The organism is Kaistia terrae, assembly GCF_026344005.1.
In the GTDB taxonomy this organism is placed as follows: domain Bacteria; phylum Pseudomonadota; class Alphaproteobacteria; order Rhizobiales; family Kaistiaceae; genus Kaistia; species Kaistia terrae.
Genome location: NZ_JAPKNH010000002.1, coordinates 250,315 through 271,605, shown reverse-complemented (window position 1 = coordinate 271,605; position 21,291 = coordinate 250,315). Strand labels below are relative to the sequence as shown.

Here is a 21,291-nt window from a genome sequence, read left to right as displayed (position 1 = left end):
TCCTAGATAAGGCGAACGATTTCGGTTTGCGTTGGCGTCGTCACGGTCGGTCCGGCGAATGGATCAAGGAAGACGTTGATCTCGAGCCGGACGCCGAATTCCGGCAAATAGATCGCCGGCTCAATGGAAAAGCCGGTGCGCGGCAGGATCCGGCGGGTGTCGTGGGTCTCGAGGTTGTCGAGATTGACGCCAAGGCCATGCAGCCGCTTGCCCGGGCCCATGCTATGGCCGGTGCGGTGGTGGAAATGGTCGCCATAGCCGGCCGCCGCGATGATGCCGCGTGCAACGTCGTCGACCTGCCAGCCCTCCAGGACATCGCCGGATACCCAAGCCTTTTCAATCGCTTGCAGCGCGCCGTCGCGGGCGCGGCGGACGATGTCGAAGATCGCCTGCAGCTTTTCCGGGATGACAGCGCCGGCATAGGCGCCCCAGGCGATGTCGGAATAGACATTGCGCTCGCCGGGATAGCGCGCCCAGAAATCGATCAGCAGCCAGTCGCCGGCGCCGATCGTTGCCGATCCCTCCGGCTTCGGCTCGTAGGAGACGATGCCGGAATGGCCGTTGACCTGCACGACCGGCTGGCCTTCCGTCTCCAGCCCGAGGCGGTCGAACTCGGAGACGATGAACTGCTGAAGCTGATATTCTGTTAGCGGTTCGTTAACCCTGATGGCTGTTTTCGCGCGGTCGAAGGCGTCGTCCTTGATGCCGGCGACGACGACACAGGCGCGCTTGTGGCTTTCGATCGCGAAGTCGTCCCAGGCGGCGGCCGAGACCTGGAATAGATCGGCCGAGGTGACGATCTCGTAGTCCCAGCTCCGGAGCCACTCGACCGTACCGGCATCGACCCAGGCGACGGTCGGCACGCCGCCCCCTTCCGAATATTCGAGCGCGAGCCGCCGCGCCGGTCCGAGCAGATCGCGCAGCATCGCCCGCATCTCGACCCAGCCGCGAAAGATCCGCTTCTCGATGTCGACATCGTGGAAGAAGAACTGGTCGACCGTGTGGATCAGCAATACCGGCTGACCGTTTCGCGGCACGATCAGGAAGGCTCGCCGGGTCGGGTTCCGGACGATGCCGAGGATGTGCCAGAGCAGCGGATTGCTGCCGCGATAGTCGACCAGCAGCCAGGCATCGATGCCCTCGGCCTGCATGAAGCGCTGGGCGGCGTCGAGATTGAACATGGCGGTCTTTCCAAGCTCTGTCGGACTCCCTCTCCCCTTGGGAGAGGGTGGGGTGAGGGTCTTGCTTGTTCATCGGCCGAACGGGGATGGAAAGGCCCTCACCCAACCCTCTCCCAGAGGGAGAGGGTTTTTGAGCGCCCCCTACCCCCGCCGGTACTTCCTTCCCGGGTGGTCGTCGCGAAGCTGCTTCTGCCCGGCGCCATAGAGGCGCTCGCGGAAGGTCGAGCCCTCATGCTCGGCACGCATCAGTCCGCGGCGGCGCAGTTCCGGCACGACATGTTTCACCGTATCGACGAAGGTGCCGGGGCGGATGGCGTAGGTGATGTTGAAGCCGTCGAGATCGGCGATCTCGGCCCAGCGCTCCATCTCGTCAACGATGGTCTTGCCGGAGCCGACGAATTTCGGCCCCATGCCGCCGACGCCCATGTAGTGGGCGATGTCGCGCAACGTCCAGACGGTGTCGGGATCGGCGTCCGAAAACAGGTGCCGGGCGAAATGCGCGGCGTTCGGGTTGATCTCGGTCAGCGGCTGGTCGGGATCGAATTTCGACACGTCGACCCCGAGCGGCCCGGCGAACTGCACCATCGCGCCTTCGTAATCGGCATAGGACAGCAGCTCGGCATATTTTTCCTCCGCCTCGCCATCCGTCTCGGCGGCGATGATGGTGGTGACGGCGAAGGCCTTGATGCTGCGCGGGTCGCGGCCGAGCGCCGCCGCGCGGGCGCGCACATTGGCGACGACGGGTGCGATCACCTCCGGCCGCGTGCCATGCACGAAGACGCCTTCCGAATGGGTCGCGGCGAATTGCTGGCCGCGCGACGAGGAGCCTGCCTGGAACAGCACCGGCGTCCGCTGCGGCGACGGCTCGGCGATGAAGGCGTCCGGCACGTTGAAATAACGGCCCTGATGCGCGATCGGATGCACCTTGGCCGGGTCGACATAGACGCCCCGCGCCTTGTCGATGACGACCGCATCGTCCTCCCACGAGCCTTCCCAGAGCTTGTAGAGAACCTCCATGAACTCGTCGCCGCGATCATAGCGCTCGTCATGCGAAAGCTGCTCGCCACGGCCGAGATTGCGGGCGGCGCTGTCGAGATAGGAGGTGACGATGTTCCAACCAACGCGGCCCTGGCTGGCATGGTCGAGGCTCGTCATCTTGCGGGCGAAGCTATAGGGCTGCTCGTAGGTGAGCGAGACGGTCGCGGCGAAGCCGAGATTCCTGGTCACCGCCGCCATGGCGGAGATAATCGACAGCGGATCGTTGATCGGCACCTGCGTCGCGGTCTTGAGCGCTCCATCCGGCTTGCCCTGATAGACGTCGAGCATGCCGAGCACGTCGGCGAGGAAGATCGAGTCGAAGCCGGCCACTTCCAGCATGGTCGCAAGCTCGGTCCAGTAAGAAAGATCCTTGTAGCGGTGCGACTGGTCTTCCGGATGACGCCACAGGCCGGAGGAGATGTTGACCGGCGAGCAGTTCTCGAAGGCGTTCAGATGGATCGTTCGGGCGGTCATGGGCGATTCCCAGTGCTGTCTCGTTACTTCACCTCTCCCTGAGGGAGAGGTCGACGCACAAAGTGCGGCGGGTGAGGGTTTACGGCCTTACCGGAGAGTTCCTAAACCCTCACCCGGAGCTTCGCTCCGACCTCTCCCTCAGGGAGAGGTGAAGAACTGCATCACCCCGTCGACCCCGCTGGCTCGGCGTCCTGATAGGTCTTGGCCACCGCCTCGATCGCAGCCTCGAGGTTGACGCTCTGGCCGAGCGCGGCGAGCGCCTGGCCAAAGGCGACGACATTGGCGAGCACCGGCCGGTAGGCGGCGCGGAGCCCGGTATGGTTGAGGCGAACCAGCAGATGCTCGACGCCGCCGACGCCGGGGCTGATCGCCGAGCCCTCGAACTCTCCCGCCGCCGCGACCAGCGCCTGCGGCTCGATGCCGGCGGGAACAGGCACCGCCGTCACCAGCGCCGAGGCCGAAGCGTCATCCTCGATCCAGAGCGGAACGCCGAGCGCGCGAATGCCGGCGCGCGTCGCCTTGGTCGCCAGTTGATGGCGCTCAACCACCGTCTCGACGCCCTGCTCTTCCGCATCGATCCGGTCGAGCGCGGCGTCGAGCGCCCAGAATTCCAGCGGCGCCGGCGTGCCGGGCAGCGCATCGGCGCCGGTATCCAGCCATTTCTCCTTGAGGTCGAGCAGCGACAGCGTCGAGAGGCGCAGCGCCGGTTCCTCGGCGATCTTGGCCCAGGCCGCCTCGCTGATCGAAATCGCGGAAAGGCCGGCCGGGCCACCGAGCCCCTTCTGCGGGCCGATGACGGCGATGTCTATGCCGAGTGTCTGGACTTCGAATTGATGCGCGCCGATCGAGGCGACCGCGTCGACCACCAGCAGCGCGCCGCGCGCCTTGGCGGCTTCGGCGATCTCCGGCAGCGGGTTCAGCACGCCATTGGCCGCCTCGCCGTGCACCAGCACGACAGCATCGATCTTTTCCATGGCGTCGAGGGTGGCCTGGAAGAGCGCGAGATCGACGGGCCGGCCAAGCTCTGCCACGACATTCTCGACAATAGCGCCGCCCCGGCGCAGCCAGGCCGCGAAATAGTCGCCATACAGGCTGGTGACGACATTGAGCACCTTGAGGCCAGGCTTGGCGAGGCTGGCCGCGACCGCTTCCAGCGCCACGACCGCTTCCGCCTGCACGAAGACGACATCGTCAAAGCTTCGCATCACCGCGCCGATCCGGTCGGCCAAAACGGCATAGCCGACATTGGGATAATTGGGCGGATCGAGCAGGTCTTCGGCGGAGAACTCGGTCATCGATTTTTGTCTCTTGCTGTGGCCAAGTCCGGGGGAACCTGGCTTTTCAACGCTCCCGGAGCGAGAGGTTGGGACGAAGCTCCGGGCGAGGGTTTGGGGAGGGCCGGAATCGGCACCGAACGAATGCTGCAGGTGACAAGCGGAGGCCGTTGAGCCGCCCGAGCCAATCGACTTGCTCCGCCATCATCTCGCACCGCCATCATCCTGAGGTGCTTCGCGTAAGCGAAGCCTCGAAGGAGAGTCCAGCGGAGCACCCCGCGTGGCGCACGAAGTTGCAGTTTGCCACATGACGATTCCTGAACCCTCCTTCGAGGCCCGGCTTTGCCGGGCACCTCAGGATGATGGTTGAGTTCGTGGGTCCCATGGGGCCATTCCAGGGTGAAGCCGGTCGTACTCATCACCCGCCTCCCGATCTCGCCCGCCCCGAACTCCGCGAGAGCTGGAAGCACAGCGCCGCGAGGCCGAGCAGGGTTACCGTGAACAGGAACACCACCGTCGCCGCCGCATAGACAGAGGGCGCCGGGCCATATTGCAGGCTGCCATAGAGATAGACCGGCAGTGTGTTGACGGTCGGCGTCGTCAGGAAGGCGGCGACGACCAGATTGTCGAAGCAGAAGGCATAGGACATCAGCCCGCCGGCGAGGATGGCCGGCAGGAGCTGCGGCAGGACGATGAACCAGAGCGTTTTCAGCCGCGTGCTGCCGAGATCGGCGGCGGCCTCCTCCAGCTTCGGGTCGAGCGTCAGCGCCCGCGCCCGCACGATCAAAGCCGTAACGGCAATGGCGGCCGGCGTGATGCCTGCAATCAGGGTCGCTGCCCCAAGCGGAATGCCGGTGACGGCGTAGAACAGCAGAAGCGACACACCGATGACGACTTCCGGCACGATCAGCAGGATATAGGTCAGGCCCGACAGCCATTTTCGCACCTGCGGGCTCGGGTGGCGGACCAGCGCGTAGCCGAGCGACGCGCCCATGCCGAGCGCGATCAGCGCCGCCCAGAAAGCCACATAGAGGCTGGTCTGGACCGAACGGCGCAGCGCCAGATCGTTCCACGCCGCCGGATACCATTCCAGCGTCCAGCCGGTGAAATTCGAGGTCTGCTTGCCGACGACGCCGAGATTGAACGAATAGATCATCGAGATGGCGAGCGGCGCGAACAGGAACAGGATCGCGAGGCCGAACCAGAGCGTCAGCCCGGCATCGGTGATCCGCTTTTGCCGGCCGTCCATGCGGACGCTCATGCCGACACCTCGGCAAAGCCCTTGGTGAGACGGGCAAGCGCGGCGACGACCACGGCGACCGCGACCAGCACCAGCACGGCCATGGCCGAGCCCAGCGCATAGTTCTGCGATTGCAGATATTGCGACGAGATCGCCTGCCCCATCAGCACGCCGCGACTGCCGCCGAGCAGTTTCGGGATCACCATCTCGCCCAGCATCGGCACGGCGGTCAAAAGCACGGCGGTGGCGATGCCGGGTCGCGCCATCGGCAGGGTCACGGCCCAGAAGGTCTGGAAGCGGCTGGCGCCGAGATCGCGGCTTGCCTCCAGGAGAGGGCCGGGAATGCGGTCGAGCACGACGAAGAGCGGCACGATGGCGATCGGCAGATAGGCATAGACCATGCCGATGAACACGGCCGTCTTGGTATCGAGCAGGTCGAGCGGCCCGTCATGCAGATGCAAGAAATTCAGCACCACCTCGAACACGCCGCCCCGCGCCAGCAGGATCTGCCACGACATCACGCGGACCAGGAACGACGAGAAATAGGGAATGAGGATCAGGACGAGCGCCAGCGTGCGGAACCGTCCGGCCTTGCGGGCGATGAAATAGGCGACCGGGAAGGCGACGGCGAGGCAGAGCGCCGAGGCGGTGATGGCGAATTGCACCGTGCGCAGGAAGGTCGAGAGATAGAAGCCGGACAGCGCCGTCTGGTAGTTCTTTAGCGTGAAGCCGAGCTCGACCGCGCCGAACAGCGAATGGCCGAAGGAATAGACGACCGTGAACGTCAGCGGGGCGAGGAAGAAGACGGCGAGCCAGGCGGTCGGGATGACGGCGAACAGATGATCGGAAACGCGCGCCGAGGGCGCGCGCTTCGTCCCGGCGTGACCGCCGCCCGTGGGGACGGCGACCGCGCGTGCTGGTTGGTTCGCGGAAGTCATGGATCTCCTGGATAGGCCATCTGCCAACTCAAATCATCCAGAGCGCCGTCTCCTGCGCAACGTCGCCTCGGATCATGCTCCACCATCATCCTGAGGTGCTTCGCGTAAGCGAAGCCTCGAAGGAGGGTCCAGCCAGACAATCCAGGTGCTCCCTGGACCCTCCTTCGAGGCCCGGCTGCGCCGGGCACCTCAGGATGATGGTCGAGTTATGTGACGGCATCCCCTGAAGAGAGAATGCGTCCGCGCTTTAGCCGCCTGCCGCCGCCTGGATCTCGGCCTGCACTTCCAGATAGACGCCGATCGTCGCCGGATCGACGACGAAGGAGGTCAGCTTCGAGAAGTCGAGATCCTTGCCGCCAAAAATCAGGTCGGCGTTCTTGGTGTCGGCCGGCAGTTTTTCACGCAAACCCGCGAGAGCAGCGGGGAAGCCGATATACTGCGTCTCGGAAAGCTGGACTTCGGGCTCGAGCTGGTACGACAGGAAGTCGTAGGCCCTGTCGAGGTTCGGCGCCTTGGCGGGGATTGCGTAGTTGTCGACCCAGAGCTCGCTGAACGGTCCGGGCACGACGAATTTCAGCTTCGGATTAAGGCCGATGGCGGCGCGGGCGGTGCCCTGGTTGGTCTGCGCCAGCACAATGGAACCGTTGGCGAGCTGGTTCGGGTCGAGGCCGGAGAAGGTCTTCACATGCTTGGCGAAGGCCTTGATCTCCTCGCCGGCGGCGCGGATCTCGGCCTCGGTCGCCTTGTTCCAGTCCTTGCCATGGGTCCAGAGCGACATGCCGATGGTTTCCCATCCGGAATCCGACAGGCGCACCTTGCCGCTGACGCCCGGCTTGGCGCCCGCATCGAGGAAGTCCTGCCAGGTCTTGATTTCGCCGCCGACCGCTTCCGGATCGTAGACGACGCCGAGCACGCCCCAGTCCTTCGGGATCGAGTACTTGTTTCCGGGGTCATAATCCCTGTTAAGCAGCGCCGGATCGAGCGAAGCGAAGTTCAGGCGGTTGTGGTCGATCTCCTGCAGCAGGCCCTTGGCGGCCAATTGCTGGATCCAGCTCGAGCTCGGAATGACGATATCGAAATCGACGCCGGCCGGGCTGTTCAGCTTGGCGAACAGCGTCTCGTTGGAATCGTAGCTGGTGATGTTCGGCGTCACGCCCGACTTGCGGGCGTAATTGGCCAGGCTGTCATTGGAGAAATAGTTCGGCCAGGAGAAGACGTTGAGCGCGCCGCCGGTGGACTCGGCCGAGGCGCCGCCCGGGAAGGCAGAGGCGACGGCCAGTGCTGCAGGCGCAGCACCCAGCAGGCCGAGGACAGAGCGGCGGCTGAAGCCCGCGCCGCGCAACGAGCCGTTGGGAAGAAGCAGAGGCTTGGTCATGACGGGATCCTTGTCAGGAGGACGGGCGGAGGGAATTTGGGACAGGCTCATCGCGATAAGCGCGGGCGGCCTCGGGAGAAAAGGTGACGGTGATGGCGTCGCCGGCAGCGAGATCGATGCCGTCGGAAGTGGCGCGGCGCTCGACCGATTCAAACGCGATACCGCCTGCGGTCACCGCGCGCAGGCGCAGCGACGGGCCAAGCGCCACGGCATCGACGATGCGGGCGGCAAAACGGTTCGGCCCGGCCTCCGGCGCAGCGCGGAGGAAGCGGGTTTCTTCGGGGCGGACGATCACCAGCGCCGGGTTGCCGGATTTAAGCGTGGGGTCGACATGCGAGGCCGCGACCGGGCCGAGATCGGAAAGGAGCGCCCCGCCCTCGCCCAGCGTGGCGCGGATCTGGTTGGCGCTGCCGACGAACAGCGCGGTCCAGGCATTGACCGGGCGATCATAAATCGTTGCCGGGTCGCCGATCTGCTCGAAGCCGCCACGGCGCATGACCGCGAGCCGGTCGGCCATGCCAAACGCTTCTTCCTGGTCATGCGTGATGTAGATGAAGGTGGCGCCGAGCTCTAGCTGGATGCGCCGGAGCTCGCGCTGCATTTCTTCCCGCAGCTTGCGGTCCAAGGCTCCCAGCGGCTCGTCGAGCAGCAGCACGGCCGGTTCGTTGGCAAGCGCGCGGGCGAGCGCGACACGCTGCTGCATGCCGCCGGAAAGCTGGTTGGGCTTGCGGTCGCCGACATCGGAAAGGCGGACCAGCTCCAGCAGCTCGCCGGCCTTCTTCCGCCTCGCGCTGCGGCCAACGCCGCGCATCCTCGGGCCGTAGGCGACATTTTCCAAAACGCTCATATGCGGAAACAGCGCATAGCTCTGGAACACGGTGTTGACGTCGCGCCGCTCGGCCGGAACGGCGGTGACGTTCTCGCCCGAGATCCAGACGGAGCCTTCGTCAGGCGCTTCAAAACCGCCGATGATGCGCATCGCCGTCGTCTTGCCGCTGCCGCTCGGGCCGACGATCGCAAGAAACTCGCCGCGCGGCACCTCCAGCGACAGGCCGGAAATCACCCGCTCGCCGCCAAAGCTCTTGGCGACGCCGCGAAGGGCGACTGCGACCGGATGGGGGCTTTGCATCAGCATCTTCGAGCATCCGCCCTTCTGCTTCACCGCCCCTGAGGGCGAGGTCGATGGAGAAGGGCCTAAAGGAGAGTTTACGGCCGGAAACACCCTGATCTAGTACGGCGACCGACCCGAAGAATCGAGTTGGTTTGTTCCTTAGTTTCAGCCGGGCTGAGTTTCTTGTTCCTCATTTGCGCCGGGCCGGAAAATCGCCGTCAGTTCAACGTCTTGGCGGCGAAATCGCCCGAGAGCTTTTCGGCTGCGCGGCGAACGATCTCTGCGATCGGGACGTCAACCGCGACGGCAAGCACATCGGGCTCGTCCGCGCCGGGGCGCTCCAGCGTTGCATATTGGCTGGCGAGTAGGCTCGGCGGCATGAAGTGCCCCTTGCGCGCGCCGAGCCGGTCCTGGACCAGCGATTGCGGCGCGTCGAGGAAGACAAAGCGGATCGACTGGCCCGCAGCCGCGCGGATGCGGTCGCGATAGATCTTTTTCAGCGCCGAGCAGGCGACGACGATGCCGACAGGATGGGCGCTACCGTCACCAAGCGTGGAACCGATCTTGTCGAGCCAGGGCCAGCGGTCGTCATCGACCAGCGGCGTTCCGCTCGCCATCTTGGCGACGTTCTCCGGGCTGTGCAGGCCGTCGCCATCGACGAAATCGAGGCCGAGCGCACCGGCGAGACCTTCGCCGATGCTGGATTTTCCGGAGCCGGAAACGCCCATCACGATGATCGCCATCCGCGAATTCGTCGTCTTGTCAGATGCCGCCATCGTCATGAAATTGCCCGTCCATCGGCTGGAGAGAGTACCGGACAAGCCATATCGCGGCCGTCGCCCTCTCGTCCACCGACATCCGACGCGGTCAGTCGCCCATCCCGCGCAACAGATCGTCGATCTTGATGTTGGCAAAGGCCGAGAACGTGTCCGAGACGGCATAGGGCAGTACGAGATGCTCGCCGTGCCGCATGGCGCCGCAGGTGTAGACCACGTTGGGAACGTAGCCTTCGCGCTCGGACGGCTCGGGCCGGATCAACGGCTCGCTGGATCGGGCGATCACCTTCGACGGATCTTTCTTGTCGAGGAGGACGGCGCCGATCGAATATTTGCGCACCGCTCCAACGCCGTGGGTCAGCAGCAGCCAACCCTCGTCAAGCTCGATCGGCGAGCCGCAATTACCGATCTGGACGAATTCCCAGGGAAAACGAGGCTGCAGAAGCGCCACGCCGCCGTCCCAGGACAGAAGATCGTCCGAATAGATCAGATAGAGATTCTCATTGTCCTGCCGGGCGATCATGGCGTAGCGGCCATCGATCTTGCGGGGAAACAGCGCCATGCCCTTGTTGCGGGCGGCGGTGCCGCGAAGCCGCATCATCCTGAAGGTCAGGAAGTCAGCAGTCTCGATCAGCTCGGAGCGGATCGCGCTGCCGCTATAGGCGGTGTAGGTGGCGTAATGGGTCTTCCGCCCCTCATCCTCGAACAGCACGAAGCGCGCATCCTCGATGCCGTTCGATTGCGACGGCGTGACCGGAAAAATCAGCCGCTCGCTGATATCCAGCTCCGGCGGAAAGACCAGCGTCACTGCCTCGCCATCCGGTATGGCCACGCGCTCGGTCACTCTCGGCACCGAAGCGAGCCGCACGGTCGGGTCGATCGTCACCGTGCCATTGGAGTCAATCGAGCCGGATCGGAATGTCAGCGACGAGATATGTCCCTCGCCAACAGCCCGCAGGCTGAGGATGAACCGCTTGCTGCCTTCCGGCGCGCCGCTGGGATCGGGATGCGGCACGATGCTCGGATTGAACAGCGCGGCCGCCTCGAACGAATATTCGTGCAGGAAATACGCGCCGATCAGCTGGCGCTGGATGCGGGTGAATTCGACATGCGGATCGAACGCCTCCTCCATCTCGTCGCATCGGAACTCGAAGGTCTTCAGCAGGTTTCGATGCCGGCCGTCAAAGTTTTCGAGAACATCGATCAGCTGGCTGGCCGCAGCCTCCGGCTCCAGGGATAGGACGCGGTCGACGATATGGTTCGCCCGCGTCTTCTCTTTCGGGAGCAGATCCCTCGGCTCGGTTGCCGGCTTGAACGGCCGAACGACCACCCGGGCCGGATCAGGACGGAGATAGAGGGCTTGGCGGTTCAGGAACGTAGCGTGAGTCACGTCACCCTCGACTTTGATTTCAGGTCTTGGTTCGAGATTAAGCACGCAGGGCTCTGAGCTCCGGTTTCGTACGATCGCCGCTGAGGCGGGCAAGCTGGCGGATTTCGGCCAGGCTCAACAGGTAGGACACGACGGATTCACCGCCTCGGTTCTCATTCGCCCGATAGGGATGCAGCCCGTCGCGGCAGCTTCCCGTTTCAGGATCGACGAGCGAAATCGACAGATCGTTCTCGCCCAGGAACCAGCCAAAGGCGCGCCTCGCCTCTTCGGTCCAGGCCGCATCGCCATCCGCCCGCCATGCCGTGAGGCAGGCCGAAATCGTGGCGGTTGCTTCGAGCGGCTGCTGGTCGAAGGCGAGCGGCGGCTTGCGTTGCTCGCCGAAAGTCGAGCTGCCCACCGGGCGGAACTGCCCCTTGGGCGAGGTCTGGACCTGGACCAGCCAATTCAGGCTGCGCAATCCGGCTGAGACATGCGCCGGGGTTCGGGTCGCCCGCCCCGTGGCGATCAGGGCCTGCGGCAAGCGTGCATTGTCGTAGCTGAGGCCGTTCTCGAACCACACCCAATCATCGGCCTCGGTCTTTTCGAGGAGGGACATGAGCCTGTCTGCCAGCAGATCCCGATATTGTTCGGCGATAGGATCGCCCGGAAATGCGGCACAATAGGGTTCGAGCCCGAGAAGGGTGAAGGCCCAGGCCCGAGGCGAACTGAACCGCTCGACGGTCGGCAGCGCCGCGATGAACAGCGACGCGGCCCACTGGCGCCGCGACGGGCTGATATCGCTTGCCGACGCTTCGCCCAGCGACCACAGGGTGCGGCCATGACTATCTTCCGAGCCGCGATCCTCCAGCCAACGCCGGTCGAAGCTCATGAAATTGCGGAAGTAGAGCGTATCCGGATTCCAGGCGTGCTGGATGAAGGCGGCGAAGCGGGACGTCAGCGCATCCGAAAGCCGCTGCTCGCCCGTCTTGTTCAGGGCGCAGGCGACAAGAAGCGCGCGGGCATTATCGTCGACACAATAGCCGTGGTGACGATCCGGCACGGAATGGACCGCGTGCTGGAACAAGCCGGTGTCGTCGCACATGGCAAGCAGGTGGCCGAGCTGAATGGCCGGCGGCGCCGTCCCTGCCCGGGCCGGAGACCGGACATCCCGGCCGAAAGGCGCGATCAGCTTGAGGCGATCGCCGCGCCGCGCTGCATCGAAGGCAGCGAGATAGCGCCTGGCCGTGCTCTCCCAAGTCATCGAGCGGCTGCTCGAATAGGCGCGCTTGCGCATCGCCTCGCGGCGGGAATGGTCGGTCAAAAGCTCGGCGATGGCACTGCCGGTCGCCTTGGCATCGCCAAACGGCACCAGCACGCCGCGCCCGTCCGCCAGAAGCTCGTTCGCATGCCAGTAAGGCGTCGACACGACCGCTTTTCCGAGCCCAAAGCTGTAGGCCAGCGTTCCCGACGTCATCTGCGCTTCGTTCAGATAGGGCGTGACGTAGACGTCGCACATGGCGATGTAGTCGAGCAGCGTGTCGCGGTCGACGAACTGGTCCTCGAAGACGACATGGTCCTCGACGCCGAGATGGCGCGCGCGCTCCAGCAGACTGTCGCGATAGGCCTCGCCGTGATCGCGCACGAGATTGGGATGCGTCGCGCCGAGCACGACATAGACGGCGTCCGCCCGGCTCTCGAGGATCTGCGGCATCGCGTCGATCATCACCTCGATGCCCTTGTTCGGCGAGAGCAGGCCGAAGGTCAGGATCACGGTGCGGTCGCTGAAGCCCAGCTTGGCCTTGACCGGCTGCGGATCGACAAAGCCGAAATCGGGAATGCCGTGCGGGATGACATCGATCTTGTCGGCCGGCACCCGGTAGATGGTACGCAGCAACTCCCTGCCCTTCTCCGCCATCACGACGATCCGGGCCGAAAGGTCGATGATCCGGTCGATCACGCGGCGCTGGGCGTCGGAAGGCTCGGAAAGAACCGTATGGAGCGTGGTGATGATCGGCATGTTGAGCCGCGCCAGCAGCGCGATCACATGGCTGCCGGCTTCGCCGCCGAAAATGCCGAACTCATGCTGCAGCGAGACGACATCGAAACCGCCGCGGTTGAGGTATTCCGACGCGGCAACATAGTCGTCGAGCGTATTTTCCTGGATCTCGAGAGCGACGGTCGCCGGATATTCATAGCTGCGGCCACAATCGGTCATCGCGAGGATGGCGGTATCTGCCATTCCCGATGCGGCGATCGCCTGCTGCAGGTCCGTGGTGAAGGTGGCGATCCCACAGCGGCGCGGCAAAGAGTTCCCGATGAAGGCCACGCGCGTGCTTGAAGTCCGATGCACCATCGTCATGAGTAAACCTCCTTGCTTCGGGGAAAGGCGGTCGCCGTCCCGTCAGAATTAGAAATCGACGCCCCGATGCGACGGGCCGTCCTGTGGGGAAATGTCGAGTCGGAAAGGGTCTGGTCCGGTGCTTCCAGAAGGTTCCGGTGCGATTCCGGTCCCAGATAGGCGCAAAGCGCCGTCAGGCCGCGCTCGCCGGAGCGCAGCGTGCAGCGCTCGTGATCGAGGAACACCGCCTTGCCGATGCCGACAACGTTCGCCCCCAGAGTGGCATCGCCTTCAAGGCCCAGAAACCAGGTCTCGCAGGAAGCATTGAGCACCCGCGTCGTGTTTGGCGGCAGCGCTATCCGCTCCAGCACGAAATACGGATTGACCACCAGCAGCGTCCGGTTGTCGCCAAGCGCGCGCGGCGCCTGCTGCGGTCCCGGCGGCCCTGCATGAGCGACGGCAACGCCGGCATCGACATGCAGTTCGCGTTTCCGGCCATAATCGAACAGACGGAACGTCACATCGCTGCGTTGCTGGATTTCCGCCAGAACGAGGCCGGGGCCGACGGCGTGGATGGTGCCGGCGGGAATGAACACGGCGTCGCCGGCATGGACCGGATGCCATTGCACGAGATCGGCGATCGAGCCGTCCTCGATGGCAGCACGCAGCGCGTCCGGCGACAACTCGCGCTTGAGCCCGACCGCGACGGCGGCTCCGGGTTCGGCAGCGAGAATATACCAGGCTTCGGTCTTGCCATGCGGCTCGCCCATCGTATGGGCATAGGCATCATCGGGATGAACCTGGATCGAAAGCGGCTGGCTCGTGAACAGCAGCTTGAGCAGGAGTTCCGGCTCGCCGGCGCTTGACGGCTGGCGCTGGAACCAGATCTCGCCGACTGGCGCGCCGTCATCGCGCGTGTCGTTCCATGGGCGGAGATCGTGTTTTCCCCATGGTTTGCGAACAACTTGCATAGAAGCATACTCGATTGTCATGAAACGCTCCTTGTTTGTGCTTTTCAGACAGTCGACGTGAAAAATAGATGCGGCCGATGGCCGGGCACCGATCACTGAAGACACAACCCAACGCCACCAGTGCCTGTGCGTTCCCCAAAACCTTCCGGCGAATTTTCTTCTTTCGTTACGGCATCCCGGCGGAGGCGGTCCTGCCCTGCTTCGGAAGCACCGTTGGCGCGCTCCGACGCTGCTCGTGTCTGCGTGGTGGAGCGACACGCCCGGGGGGTAATCCGCCGTCGCGCGAGCCTGGAATGCACATCAACCTGTCCGCGAAACCATCTCCAATGACAGCGCCATCATTCACCGCTTGACTCCCAAAGCGGGTCGCGATTAAAGCAACTGGTCTGCTGGTCCGATCAGTCTATTAGTAGGTGCCATGTCGTTGTCGACGAAAGTCAGTGATCCCGGCCTCATCGCGGAGCTCCCGAGCTTTCGGGAAGCGATCGTGAAGCGTCCGCTCACGACCGTCATCAGCGACAAGATCGCGACGCTGATCGCATCGGGCATCCTGCAGGTCGGCGACGCCTTGCCGAGCGAGCGCCAGCTCGCCGACGCGCTGAATGTCAGCCGCGACGCGGTGCGCGGCGGCATCCAGATGCTGGCGGCGCGCGGCATTCTCGAGATTTCGCACGGCGCCCGCACGAGGGTGCGCAGCAACGAAGTCGGGCCGGTCGCCGTCGGCTTCGCCATGGCCCGTGCGGTCAATTCCTACGACATCGAATCCGTGCATGCGGCGCGGCTGCTGGTTGACCGCCAGGTGGTCGCCGACGCGGCGCGCAACATCGACGATGCCGGCGTCGCGATCCTGGAAGCGCTGCTGGAGGCGCAGACGGAAACGCTGGACGATCCCGTCCGCTTCCTGATCTCCGACCGCGAGTTCCACATCGCCCTCTACCAGGCGTCCGGCAACCCGCTGCTCGCCGACATCAGCACCGATCTCTACGCCTACATGATGCAGTACCGGCGCGAAGCGATGGCCTCCCCCGGCGCCATCGCCACCAGCTATGCCGACCATGTCGCCATCGTCGCCGCCGTTCGCTCGCGCGATCCGGAGGCGGCGGCCGAGGCCTTCGCCGCCCATACCGGCCGTATCTACACGACGACGCAGCCCTTCATGAAGGGGGGCGGCTGACGCGCGAATTCAGGGAGCCGCGACCGAGGAACTTGCGGCTCTCGCAGCACACATTTTCAACGCAGCCCAACGGGCTGATCCAACGGGAGGAATACATATGGAACGCAGGACATTCCTGAAGCTCGCAGCCGGCTCGACCGTGCTTGCCGGCGCCGGCTTTGCCGGCATCAACGCAGCCGCTGCGGCGGGCAAGGAAATCGTCTACCTGACGCCGGGCCTCGACCTGCCCTTCTGGCGCTACCTGTCGAAGGGTATCGAAGATACGGTCAAGGCCAAGGGCTTCAACTTCCAGGCGCTCGACAGCCACAACAGCGCCGAGACCCAGCTCCGCAACGCCCAGGATTCGATCGCTCGCGGCGTCGCCGGCATCATCATCTCGCCGACCGACTCCTCGACCGCGCCGAGCGTGCTCGCACTGGCCCAGAAGGCCAACATCCCGGTCGTCATCGGCGATATCGGCACGAACAGCGGCGAGTTCGCCTCGTTCATCTCGTCGGACAATTATGCCGGCGCGCATGACGTCGGCGTCGCGCTCGCCACCGCCCTGAAGGCAAAGGGCTGGGAAGGCGGATCGGTCGGCATCGTCGCCATCTCGCAGGCCCGCAAGAACGGCCAGGCCCGCACCAAGGGCTTCCTCGACGGCCTCAAGGAAGGCGGCTTCACCGGCAAGGAAGCCGGTCTGCAGCAGATGCAGAGCTACACCGCCGACGAAACCTTCAAGTTCACGCAGGACCTGCTGACTGCCAACCCGGACATGCGCGGCCTGTTCATCCAGACCGACCAGCCGGCCATCGGCGCGCTCCGCGCCATCAAGGCGGCCCGCCGCAACGGCGAAGTGCTGGTCGCGGCCTTCGACGGTATTCCGGAATTCGTCGACCTGCTGAAGTCGGGCGAACTCGTCGTTTCCGGCATGCAGCAGCCCTTCCTGATGGGCGTCAACTCCGGCGAAGCGCTGCTCGAAGTGCTCGACGGCAAGAAGCCGAAGGCCGAAATCACGGTTCCGATCGTCGCCATCACCAGCACGAACATCGAGGCTGAGCTGCCGACCATCCGCCGGACCGTCTTCGCCAACGAAGTCTGATTTCGAGCTGTCGCGCGGTCCCCTGGGCCGCGCGACTATCCTTCTGCCTCGTCGCGCGATCGCGTCGAGGCCGCCTTCAGGAGCATATCCGTTGCAGTCCAACCTGGCCCCTATCGCGGAAGCGGAAATCTCTCCCCTGCTCGTCGCCAAGGGCATCACCAAGACATTCGACCGCACGCGGGCGCTGCAAGGCGCGGATTTCGAGCTGCGCGAGGGAGAAATCCACGGCCTGCTGGGCGCCAATGGCGCCGGCAAATCGACGCTTTCGAAGGTCATCTCCGGCCACTACACGCTGGATGGCGGCGACCTCGCCTATCGCGGCCACGAGATCCGCCTGCGTTCGACGCGCGAAGCGCTCCGCATCGGCATCGCCATCGTCATGCAGGAGACGAGCCTCGTCCCCGACCTGACGGTGCTCGAAAACATCTTCCTGCCGGAACTCGGCCGCCCCGGCCGCCTCGACTACAACCAGTTTCGCAAGCGCGGCCAGGAGATCCTCAACGATCTCGGCCAGGGCGACAGCCTGCCCTTCGACTGGGAAGTCCGCCGCCTCTCCTCGGCGCAGAAGCAGCTGGTCGAGATCGCCAAGGCGCTCGGCGTGCGCGCCAAGCTTCTCATATTCGACGAGCCGACCGCATCGCTGAGCCCCGGCGAGGCCGAGCGGCTGTTCGACATCATGGCGCGGCTGCGCGACACCGGCCACGGCCTGGTGTTCGTCTCGCACCGGCTTGAAGAAGTCTTCGCCATCACCGACCGCGTCACCGTTTTGCGCGAAGGCCGCACGGTGATGAACGCGCGCGAAACCGCCTCGCTGTCGCAGGCCGAGCTCATTCGCGGCATGGTCGGCGCCGAACTCGGCGCGATCTACGAGCGCAAGGAAACCCACACCAAGTCGATCGACGCGCCTGTCGCGCTTGAAGTCCGCAATTTGAGCTCGACGCCCACCGTCCGCGACGTCTCCTTCTCGGTGAAAAAGGGCGAAATCCTCGGCATTGGCGGCCTTGTCGGCGCCGGCCGCTCGGAAACCGTCGAGGCGATTTTCGGCCTGCGCCCGCGCACCGGCGGCGACGTGATCCTCAACGGCAAGGCGCTCAAGGCAGACAGCCCGCAGACGGCGATCCGCGCCGGGCTCGGCTTTGTCGCCGAGGATCGGCGCACGCAGAACATCGTGCCCGACCTCTCGGTCAAGGAAAACCTGCTGCTCGCCCATCTTGGCGCGCATCGCGGCTTCTTCTGCAGCTATGCCTCGCGCGAGAAGAAGGTCGAGGAACTGCTCGCCAATCTCGGCCTGCCGCAGGAACGGCTGATGGACGCCTCGATGCTGAACTTCTCCGGCGGCATGCAGCAGAAGATCATCATCGCCCGCTGGCTGCTGCTGGAGCCGAAGGTGCTGATCCTCGACGAACCGACCAAGGGCGTCGACATCGGCACCCGCGCCTCGATCTACACCATGCTGCGCGATATCGCGGCGAAAGGCGTCGCGGTCGTCGTCGTCTCGTCGGACTTCGAGGAACTGCTCGGCCTTTCCGATCGCGTCGTCGTCATGAGCGACGGCCGGACGACGGCCGACCTGCCGAGCGCCATGCTCGACGAGGAAAGCCTGACGCTGCTGGCAGCCCCGCGCACCTCGATGGTCCGCAACACAGAGATGCTGAACGAGCTTGCCCGCGCCCATGGCGGCTCCGGCTTCTGGGCGTTGCTGGAAGGCGAGCGGCTGATCTGCCTCAACGCCGTTGCCAGCACGCCGGCGCTCGACCCCGGCTTCAAGGCCGGCGAAGCGCGCATGCTCGACGCCACCAACATTCCCGAGGCGCTGAAGCGCCGCGAGCCGGTCTTCGTCGCCGAGCCGGACGGGTCGCGCACGACGCTGGTCGTGCCGATGACCAGCCCGCGCGGCCACGACCTCGGCTGGGTCGGCCTTTCCCTGCCGACCGACCGCCCGCTGCCGGAACCGGGAACCATCAAATCCCGCATCGACACCATGGCGGCAACGCTGTGACCAAGGAACTTTCGCCCATGGCAACCAATATCCTCGACCGGCAGGCTCCGGCCTCGCCGCTGAAAAAGTTCGCGCAGCGGCTCGAAGTCCGCATGCTGCTGCTGGCGCTGCTGATCGCGGTCTGCCTGTCGCTGCTATCGCCCTACTTCCTGACCAAGTCGAACATCTTCAACCTGCTCGACCAGTCGGTGGTGATCGGCATCGTCGCCGTCGGCATGACCTTCGTCATCCTGACCGGCGGCATCGACCTTTCGGTCGGATCGGTGGCGGGCCTGACAGGCATCATCCTCGGCCTGTCGCTGCAGCATGTGCCGATCGTCCCGGCCATTGCCATCGCGGTCACTGCCGGCGGCTTCATCGGGCTGATCTCGGGAACGCTGATCACCGTATTCGGGCTGGCGCCCTTTGTGGTGACGCTCGGCGTCATGGCCATCGGCCGCAGCCTCGCCTACATCTTCTCCGGTCAGACGGCGATCTCGAACATCCCCGACGCGATGCAGAACATCGTCTACACGAACTTCCTCGGCATCCCGTCCAACGTGCTGTTCCTGCTGGTGCTCTACGCCGCCGCCTGGGGCTATCTGACCTATACCAAGGGCGGCCGCACCATCTACGCCGTTGGCTCCAACAAGGAAGCCGCCCGCGCCGCCGGCCTGAACACCACCTTCTACGCCATCCTGCCCTATGTGCTTTCGGGCGCCTTCGCGGCCGTGGCGATCACCTTCTCCATCAGCCAGCTGCTCTCCGCCGATCCGCTGATGGGCAACCAGATGGAACTCGACGCCATCGCCGCCGTCGTCATCGGCGGCGCCAGCCTCTATGGCGGCCGCGGCTCGATGATCGGCACGCTGTTCGGCGTGTTCATCATGGTGATGATCCGCAACGGCTTGAACCTGATGGGCGTCTCGCCCTTCTGGCAGGGCACGGCGATCGGCACCATCATCATCCTGGCGCTTCTGGTCGAGCGTCTGGTTTCCTCGAGGATCAGCCGATGAGCAACGCCCCCTCCCTCGCAATCCGGCTCTTCGGCACCGACGAACCCGTCACGCCGCTCCGCATCCTGAGGGCGGGGGCGCTCACCGCCGAACTGGACACCGGCAATCTGCGCCACATCCGCTATGCCGGCGTCGAGATCATCCGCGCGGTCTCCTTCATCGTCCGCGACAAGAACTGGGGCACGTATACCCCCCTACTCACGGATCTCGTTGTCGACGAGCGCGCCGACGGCTTTACCGTCACCTACAAGGCGCTTGCGCTCGACGACCGCCAGGCGTTCCGCTACTCGGCCCGCATCGAAGGTTCTGCGGACGGCAATCTGTCATTCTCCGCCGAGGGCAGCGCCGAAAACGACTTCCTCACCAACCGGACCGGCTTCGTCGTGCTGCACCCGATCGCCGGAGTCTCCGGCCATCCGGTGACAATCGAGCATGTCGACGGCTCGATTGTCGAAAGCCATTTCCCCGACATCATCAACCCGATCCAGCCGATGATGGATTTGCGCGGGCTGACACATGAGGCCGCGCCGGGGCTGAAGGTGACGTGCCGGATGGAAGGCGACACCTACGAGATGGAGGACCAGCGCAACTGGACCGACGCCTCGTACAAGACCTATGTCCGGCCGCTGGCCCTGCCCTGGCCCTATACGCTGCCGAAAGACGAGCGCATCGAGCAGGCCGTCCACGTCACGGTCGAGGGATCTCTCGCGAACGCCGCGTCCGGTTCGGAAGCAGGTTCGGTGTCACTCGGCGAGCGCATCGGCACGGTGCCGCCGCTCGGCCTCGGGCTCAACCCGTCTGAGATCACCGGCACGATCGCCCACTCCGACACGCTGCGTCTCGTCGGCGCCAAGGTTCTGGTCGGCTATTACGACCCGTCGCTCGGCCATGAATTCACGACGCTGGGCGGCATCGTCGCCGCCGCGAGGATGCTCGACGCCGAACCCTGGCTCGAAGCCGTCGTCCAGTCGGTCGAGGGTTTTGAGGCCGAGATCGCAGCGCTTGGCCGCGATCTCGAGGCCATGGGCTCGCCGTTTGCCACCGTGCTGCTGTCGCCGCTGCCGGATCTGAAATGCACCCTGCCCGGCAGCGTCTGGCCACCGGCCCCGCCGCCGCGCGCTTTCTTCGAGGCGGCGCGAAAAGCCTTCCCGAACGCGCGGATCGGCGGCGGCATGTTCAGCCTGTTCACCGAGATGAACCGCAAGCGCCCGCCGACAGACCTGATCGATCTCGTCTCGTTCACGACGACGGCGATGCTGCATGCCGGCGACGACATCTCGGTCACCGAGACGCTGGAGACGCTGCCCGCCGTGACGCTCTCCGCCGCGGCGATTGCCGGCGACAAGCCCTATGCGGTCGGCCCGAGCGCCATCGGCATGCGCATGAACCCCTATGGCGAAGCGCCCTTCCCGAATCCCGGCAACATCCGTCAGGCGATCAACTTCAACGATCCGCGCCAGCGCGGCCTGCTCGGCGCCGCCTGGGCGCTCGGCTTCTTCGCCCGCTTCGCGGCAGGCGGTGCCACGACGATCACGCTCGGCGGCACAACGGGCGCGTTCGGTCTCGTCGCCGTGAAGCAGTCATGGCCGCAGCCCTTCTTCGACGAAACAGGCGGCGTGTTCCCGATGTTCCATGTCCTGCGCGGCATGGCGCGGCTGGCGGGAAAACCGCTGCATGCCGTAGCGACGCCCGACACCATCGAGGCGATCGCGGCCGAGACCGGGGATGGTGTCGAACTCTGGCTTGCCAATCGGACAGGCACAGAACAGTCTGTCACCCTGCCCGGCACACCACGCGATTTGTTTTTGCTGGATGCTGACAGCTTTGTCGCCGCCACCAAGGACCGGAACGCGCTGGATACGCTGACCAAACCTTTTGAAGACCGCACGCTCACCCTGGCACCCTATGCGGTTGCCCGGCTCCGACTTTCCTGAGATCGTTTCATTATTCGAGGTTG

The 21,291-nt window shown here is 65.0% G+C and carries 16 protein-coding genes; 5 read left to right on the top strand and 11 right to left on the bottom strand.

Translation table 11 applies throughout. The features are described from left to right. Positions 1 to 2 precede the first annotated feature (2 nt). The 11 genes from OSH12_RS06400 to OSH12_RS06350 form a co-directional block, all read right to left on the bottom strand. Positions 3 to 1,181, bottom strand: a complete 1,179-nt coding sequence (locus OSH12_RS06400; RefSeq protein ID WP_266342695.1) for a M24 family metallopeptidase — start codon at positions 1,179 to 1,181, stop codon at positions 3 to 5. A gap of 141 nt (positions 1,182 to 1,322) precedes the next feature. Continuing rightward, positions 1,323 to 2,693: an LLM class flavin-dependent oxidoreductase gene (locus OSH12_RS06395; protein WP_266342694.1), complete on the bottom strand. Its 1,371-nt coding sequence runs from the start codon at positions 2,691 to 2,693 to the stop codon at positions 1,323 to 1,325. A 161-nt stretch (positions 2,694 to 2,854) separates the two neighbouring features. Further along, the gene (locus OSH12_RS06390; protein WP_266342693.1) at positions 2,855 to 3,988 is read right to left on the bottom strand and encodes a pyridoxal-phosphate-dependent aminotransferase family protein; all 1,134 of its coding nucleotides are present in this window, start codon (positions 3,986 to 3,988) and stop codon (positions 2,855 to 2,857) included. Positions 3,989 to 4,385: 397 nt separating this feature from the next. Further along, positions 4,386 to 5,228, bottom strand: coding sequence for an ABC transporter permease (locus tag OSH12_RS06385; RefSeq protein WP_266342692.1), 843 nt, complete (start codon positions 5,226 to 5,228; stop codon positions 4,386 to 4,388). Further along, positions 5,225 to 6,145, bottom strand: a complete 921-nt coding sequence (locus OSH12_RS06380; RefSeq protein ID WP_266342691.1) for an ABC transporter permease — start codon at positions 6,143 to 6,145, stop codon at positions 5,225 to 5,227. Before OSH12_RS06380 ends, OSH12_RS06385 begins: the two co-directional genes overlap by 4 nt. Positions 6,146 to 6,392: 247 nt before the next feature. Further along, entirely contained in the window at positions 6,393 to 7,520 is a 1,128-nt protein-coding gene (locus tag OSH12_RS06375; protein ID WP_266342690.1) for a polyamine ABC transporter substrate-binding protein, read from the bottom strand. 13 nt (positions 7,521 to 7,533) lie between these two features. Further along, positions 7,534 to 8,655, bottom strand: a complete 1,122-nt coding sequence (locus tag OSH12_RS06370; RefSeq protein WP_266342689.1) for an ABC transporter ATP-binding protein — start codon at positions 8,653 to 8,655, stop codon at positions 7,534 to 7,536. Positions 8,656 to 8,849: 194 nt separating this feature from the next. Next, positions 8,850 to 9,413, bottom strand: a complete 564-nt coding sequence (locus OSH12_RS06365; RefSeq protein ID WP_266342688.1) for a gluconokinase — start codon at positions 9,411 to 9,413, stop codon at positions 8,850 to 8,852. Positions 9,414 to 9,498: 85 nt separating this feature from the next. Further along, positions 9,499 to 10,797 (bottom strand): glycoside hydrolase family 130 protein, encoded by a 1,299-nt coding sequence (locus OSH12_RS06360; protein ID WP_266342687.1) that lies wholly within the window; start codon positions 10,795 to 10,797, stop codon positions 9,499 to 9,501. Positions 10,798 to 10,834: 37 nt separating this feature from the next. Beyond that, positions 10,835 to 13,135 (bottom strand): glycosyltransferase family 4 protein, encoded by a 2,301-nt coding sequence (locus OSH12_RS06355; protein ID WP_266342686.1) that lies wholly within the window; start codon positions 13,133 to 13,135, stop codon positions 10,835 to 10,837. Then, entirely contained in the window at positions 13,132 to 14,106 is a 975-nt protein-coding gene (locus OSH12_RS06350; protein WP_266342685.1) for a class I mannose-6-phosphate isomerase, read from the bottom strand. The genes OSH12_RS06355 and OSH12_RS06350 overlap by 4 nt, the downstream gene beginning before the upstream one ends. A gap of 397 nt (positions 14,107 to 14,503) precedes the next feature. Here OSH12_RS06350 and OSH12_RS06345 point away from each other — a divergent pair, with 397 nt between their 5' ends. The 5 genes from OSH12_RS06345 (at position 14,504) to OSH12_RS06325 (ending at position 21,268) form a co-directional block, all read left to right on the top strand. Further along, positions 14,504 to 15,259 (top strand): FadR/GntR family transcriptional regulator, encoded by a 756-nt coding sequence (locus OSH12_RS06345; RefSeq protein WP_380223181.1) that lies wholly within the window; start codon positions 14,504 to 14,506, stop codon positions 15,257 to 15,259. Between the two features lie 97 nt (positions 15,260 to 15,356). Further along, on the top strand, positions 15,357 to 16,340 hold the full coding sequence (locus tag OSH12_RS06340) for a substrate-binding domain-containing protein (RefSeq protein WP_266342683.1): 984 nt from the start codon (positions 15,357 to 15,359) through the stop codon (positions 16,338 to 16,340). Between the two features lie 91 nt (positions 16,341 to 16,431). Further along, positions 16,432 to 18,339, top strand: a complete 1,908-nt coding sequence (locus tag OSH12_RS06335; protein ID WP_266342682.1) for a sugar ABC transporter ATP-binding protein — start codon at positions 16,432 to 16,434, stop codon at positions 18,337 to 18,339. Positions 18,340 to 18,356: 17 nt separating this feature from the next. Further along, positions 18,357 to 19,334: an ABC transporter permease gene (locus OSH12_RS06330; protein ID WP_266342681.1), complete on the top strand. Its 978-nt coding sequence runs from the start codon at positions 18,357 to 18,359 to the stop codon at positions 19,332 to 19,334. After that, complete coding sequence (locus OSH12_RS06325) at positions 19,331 to 21,268, top strand: hypothetical protein (protein ID WP_266342680.1); 1,938 nt, start codon at positions 19,331 to 19,333, stop codon at positions 21,266 to 21,268. Before OSH12_RS06330 ends, OSH12_RS06325 begins: the two co-directional genes overlap by 4 nt. Positions 21,269 to 21,291: the final 23 nt, after the last annotated feature.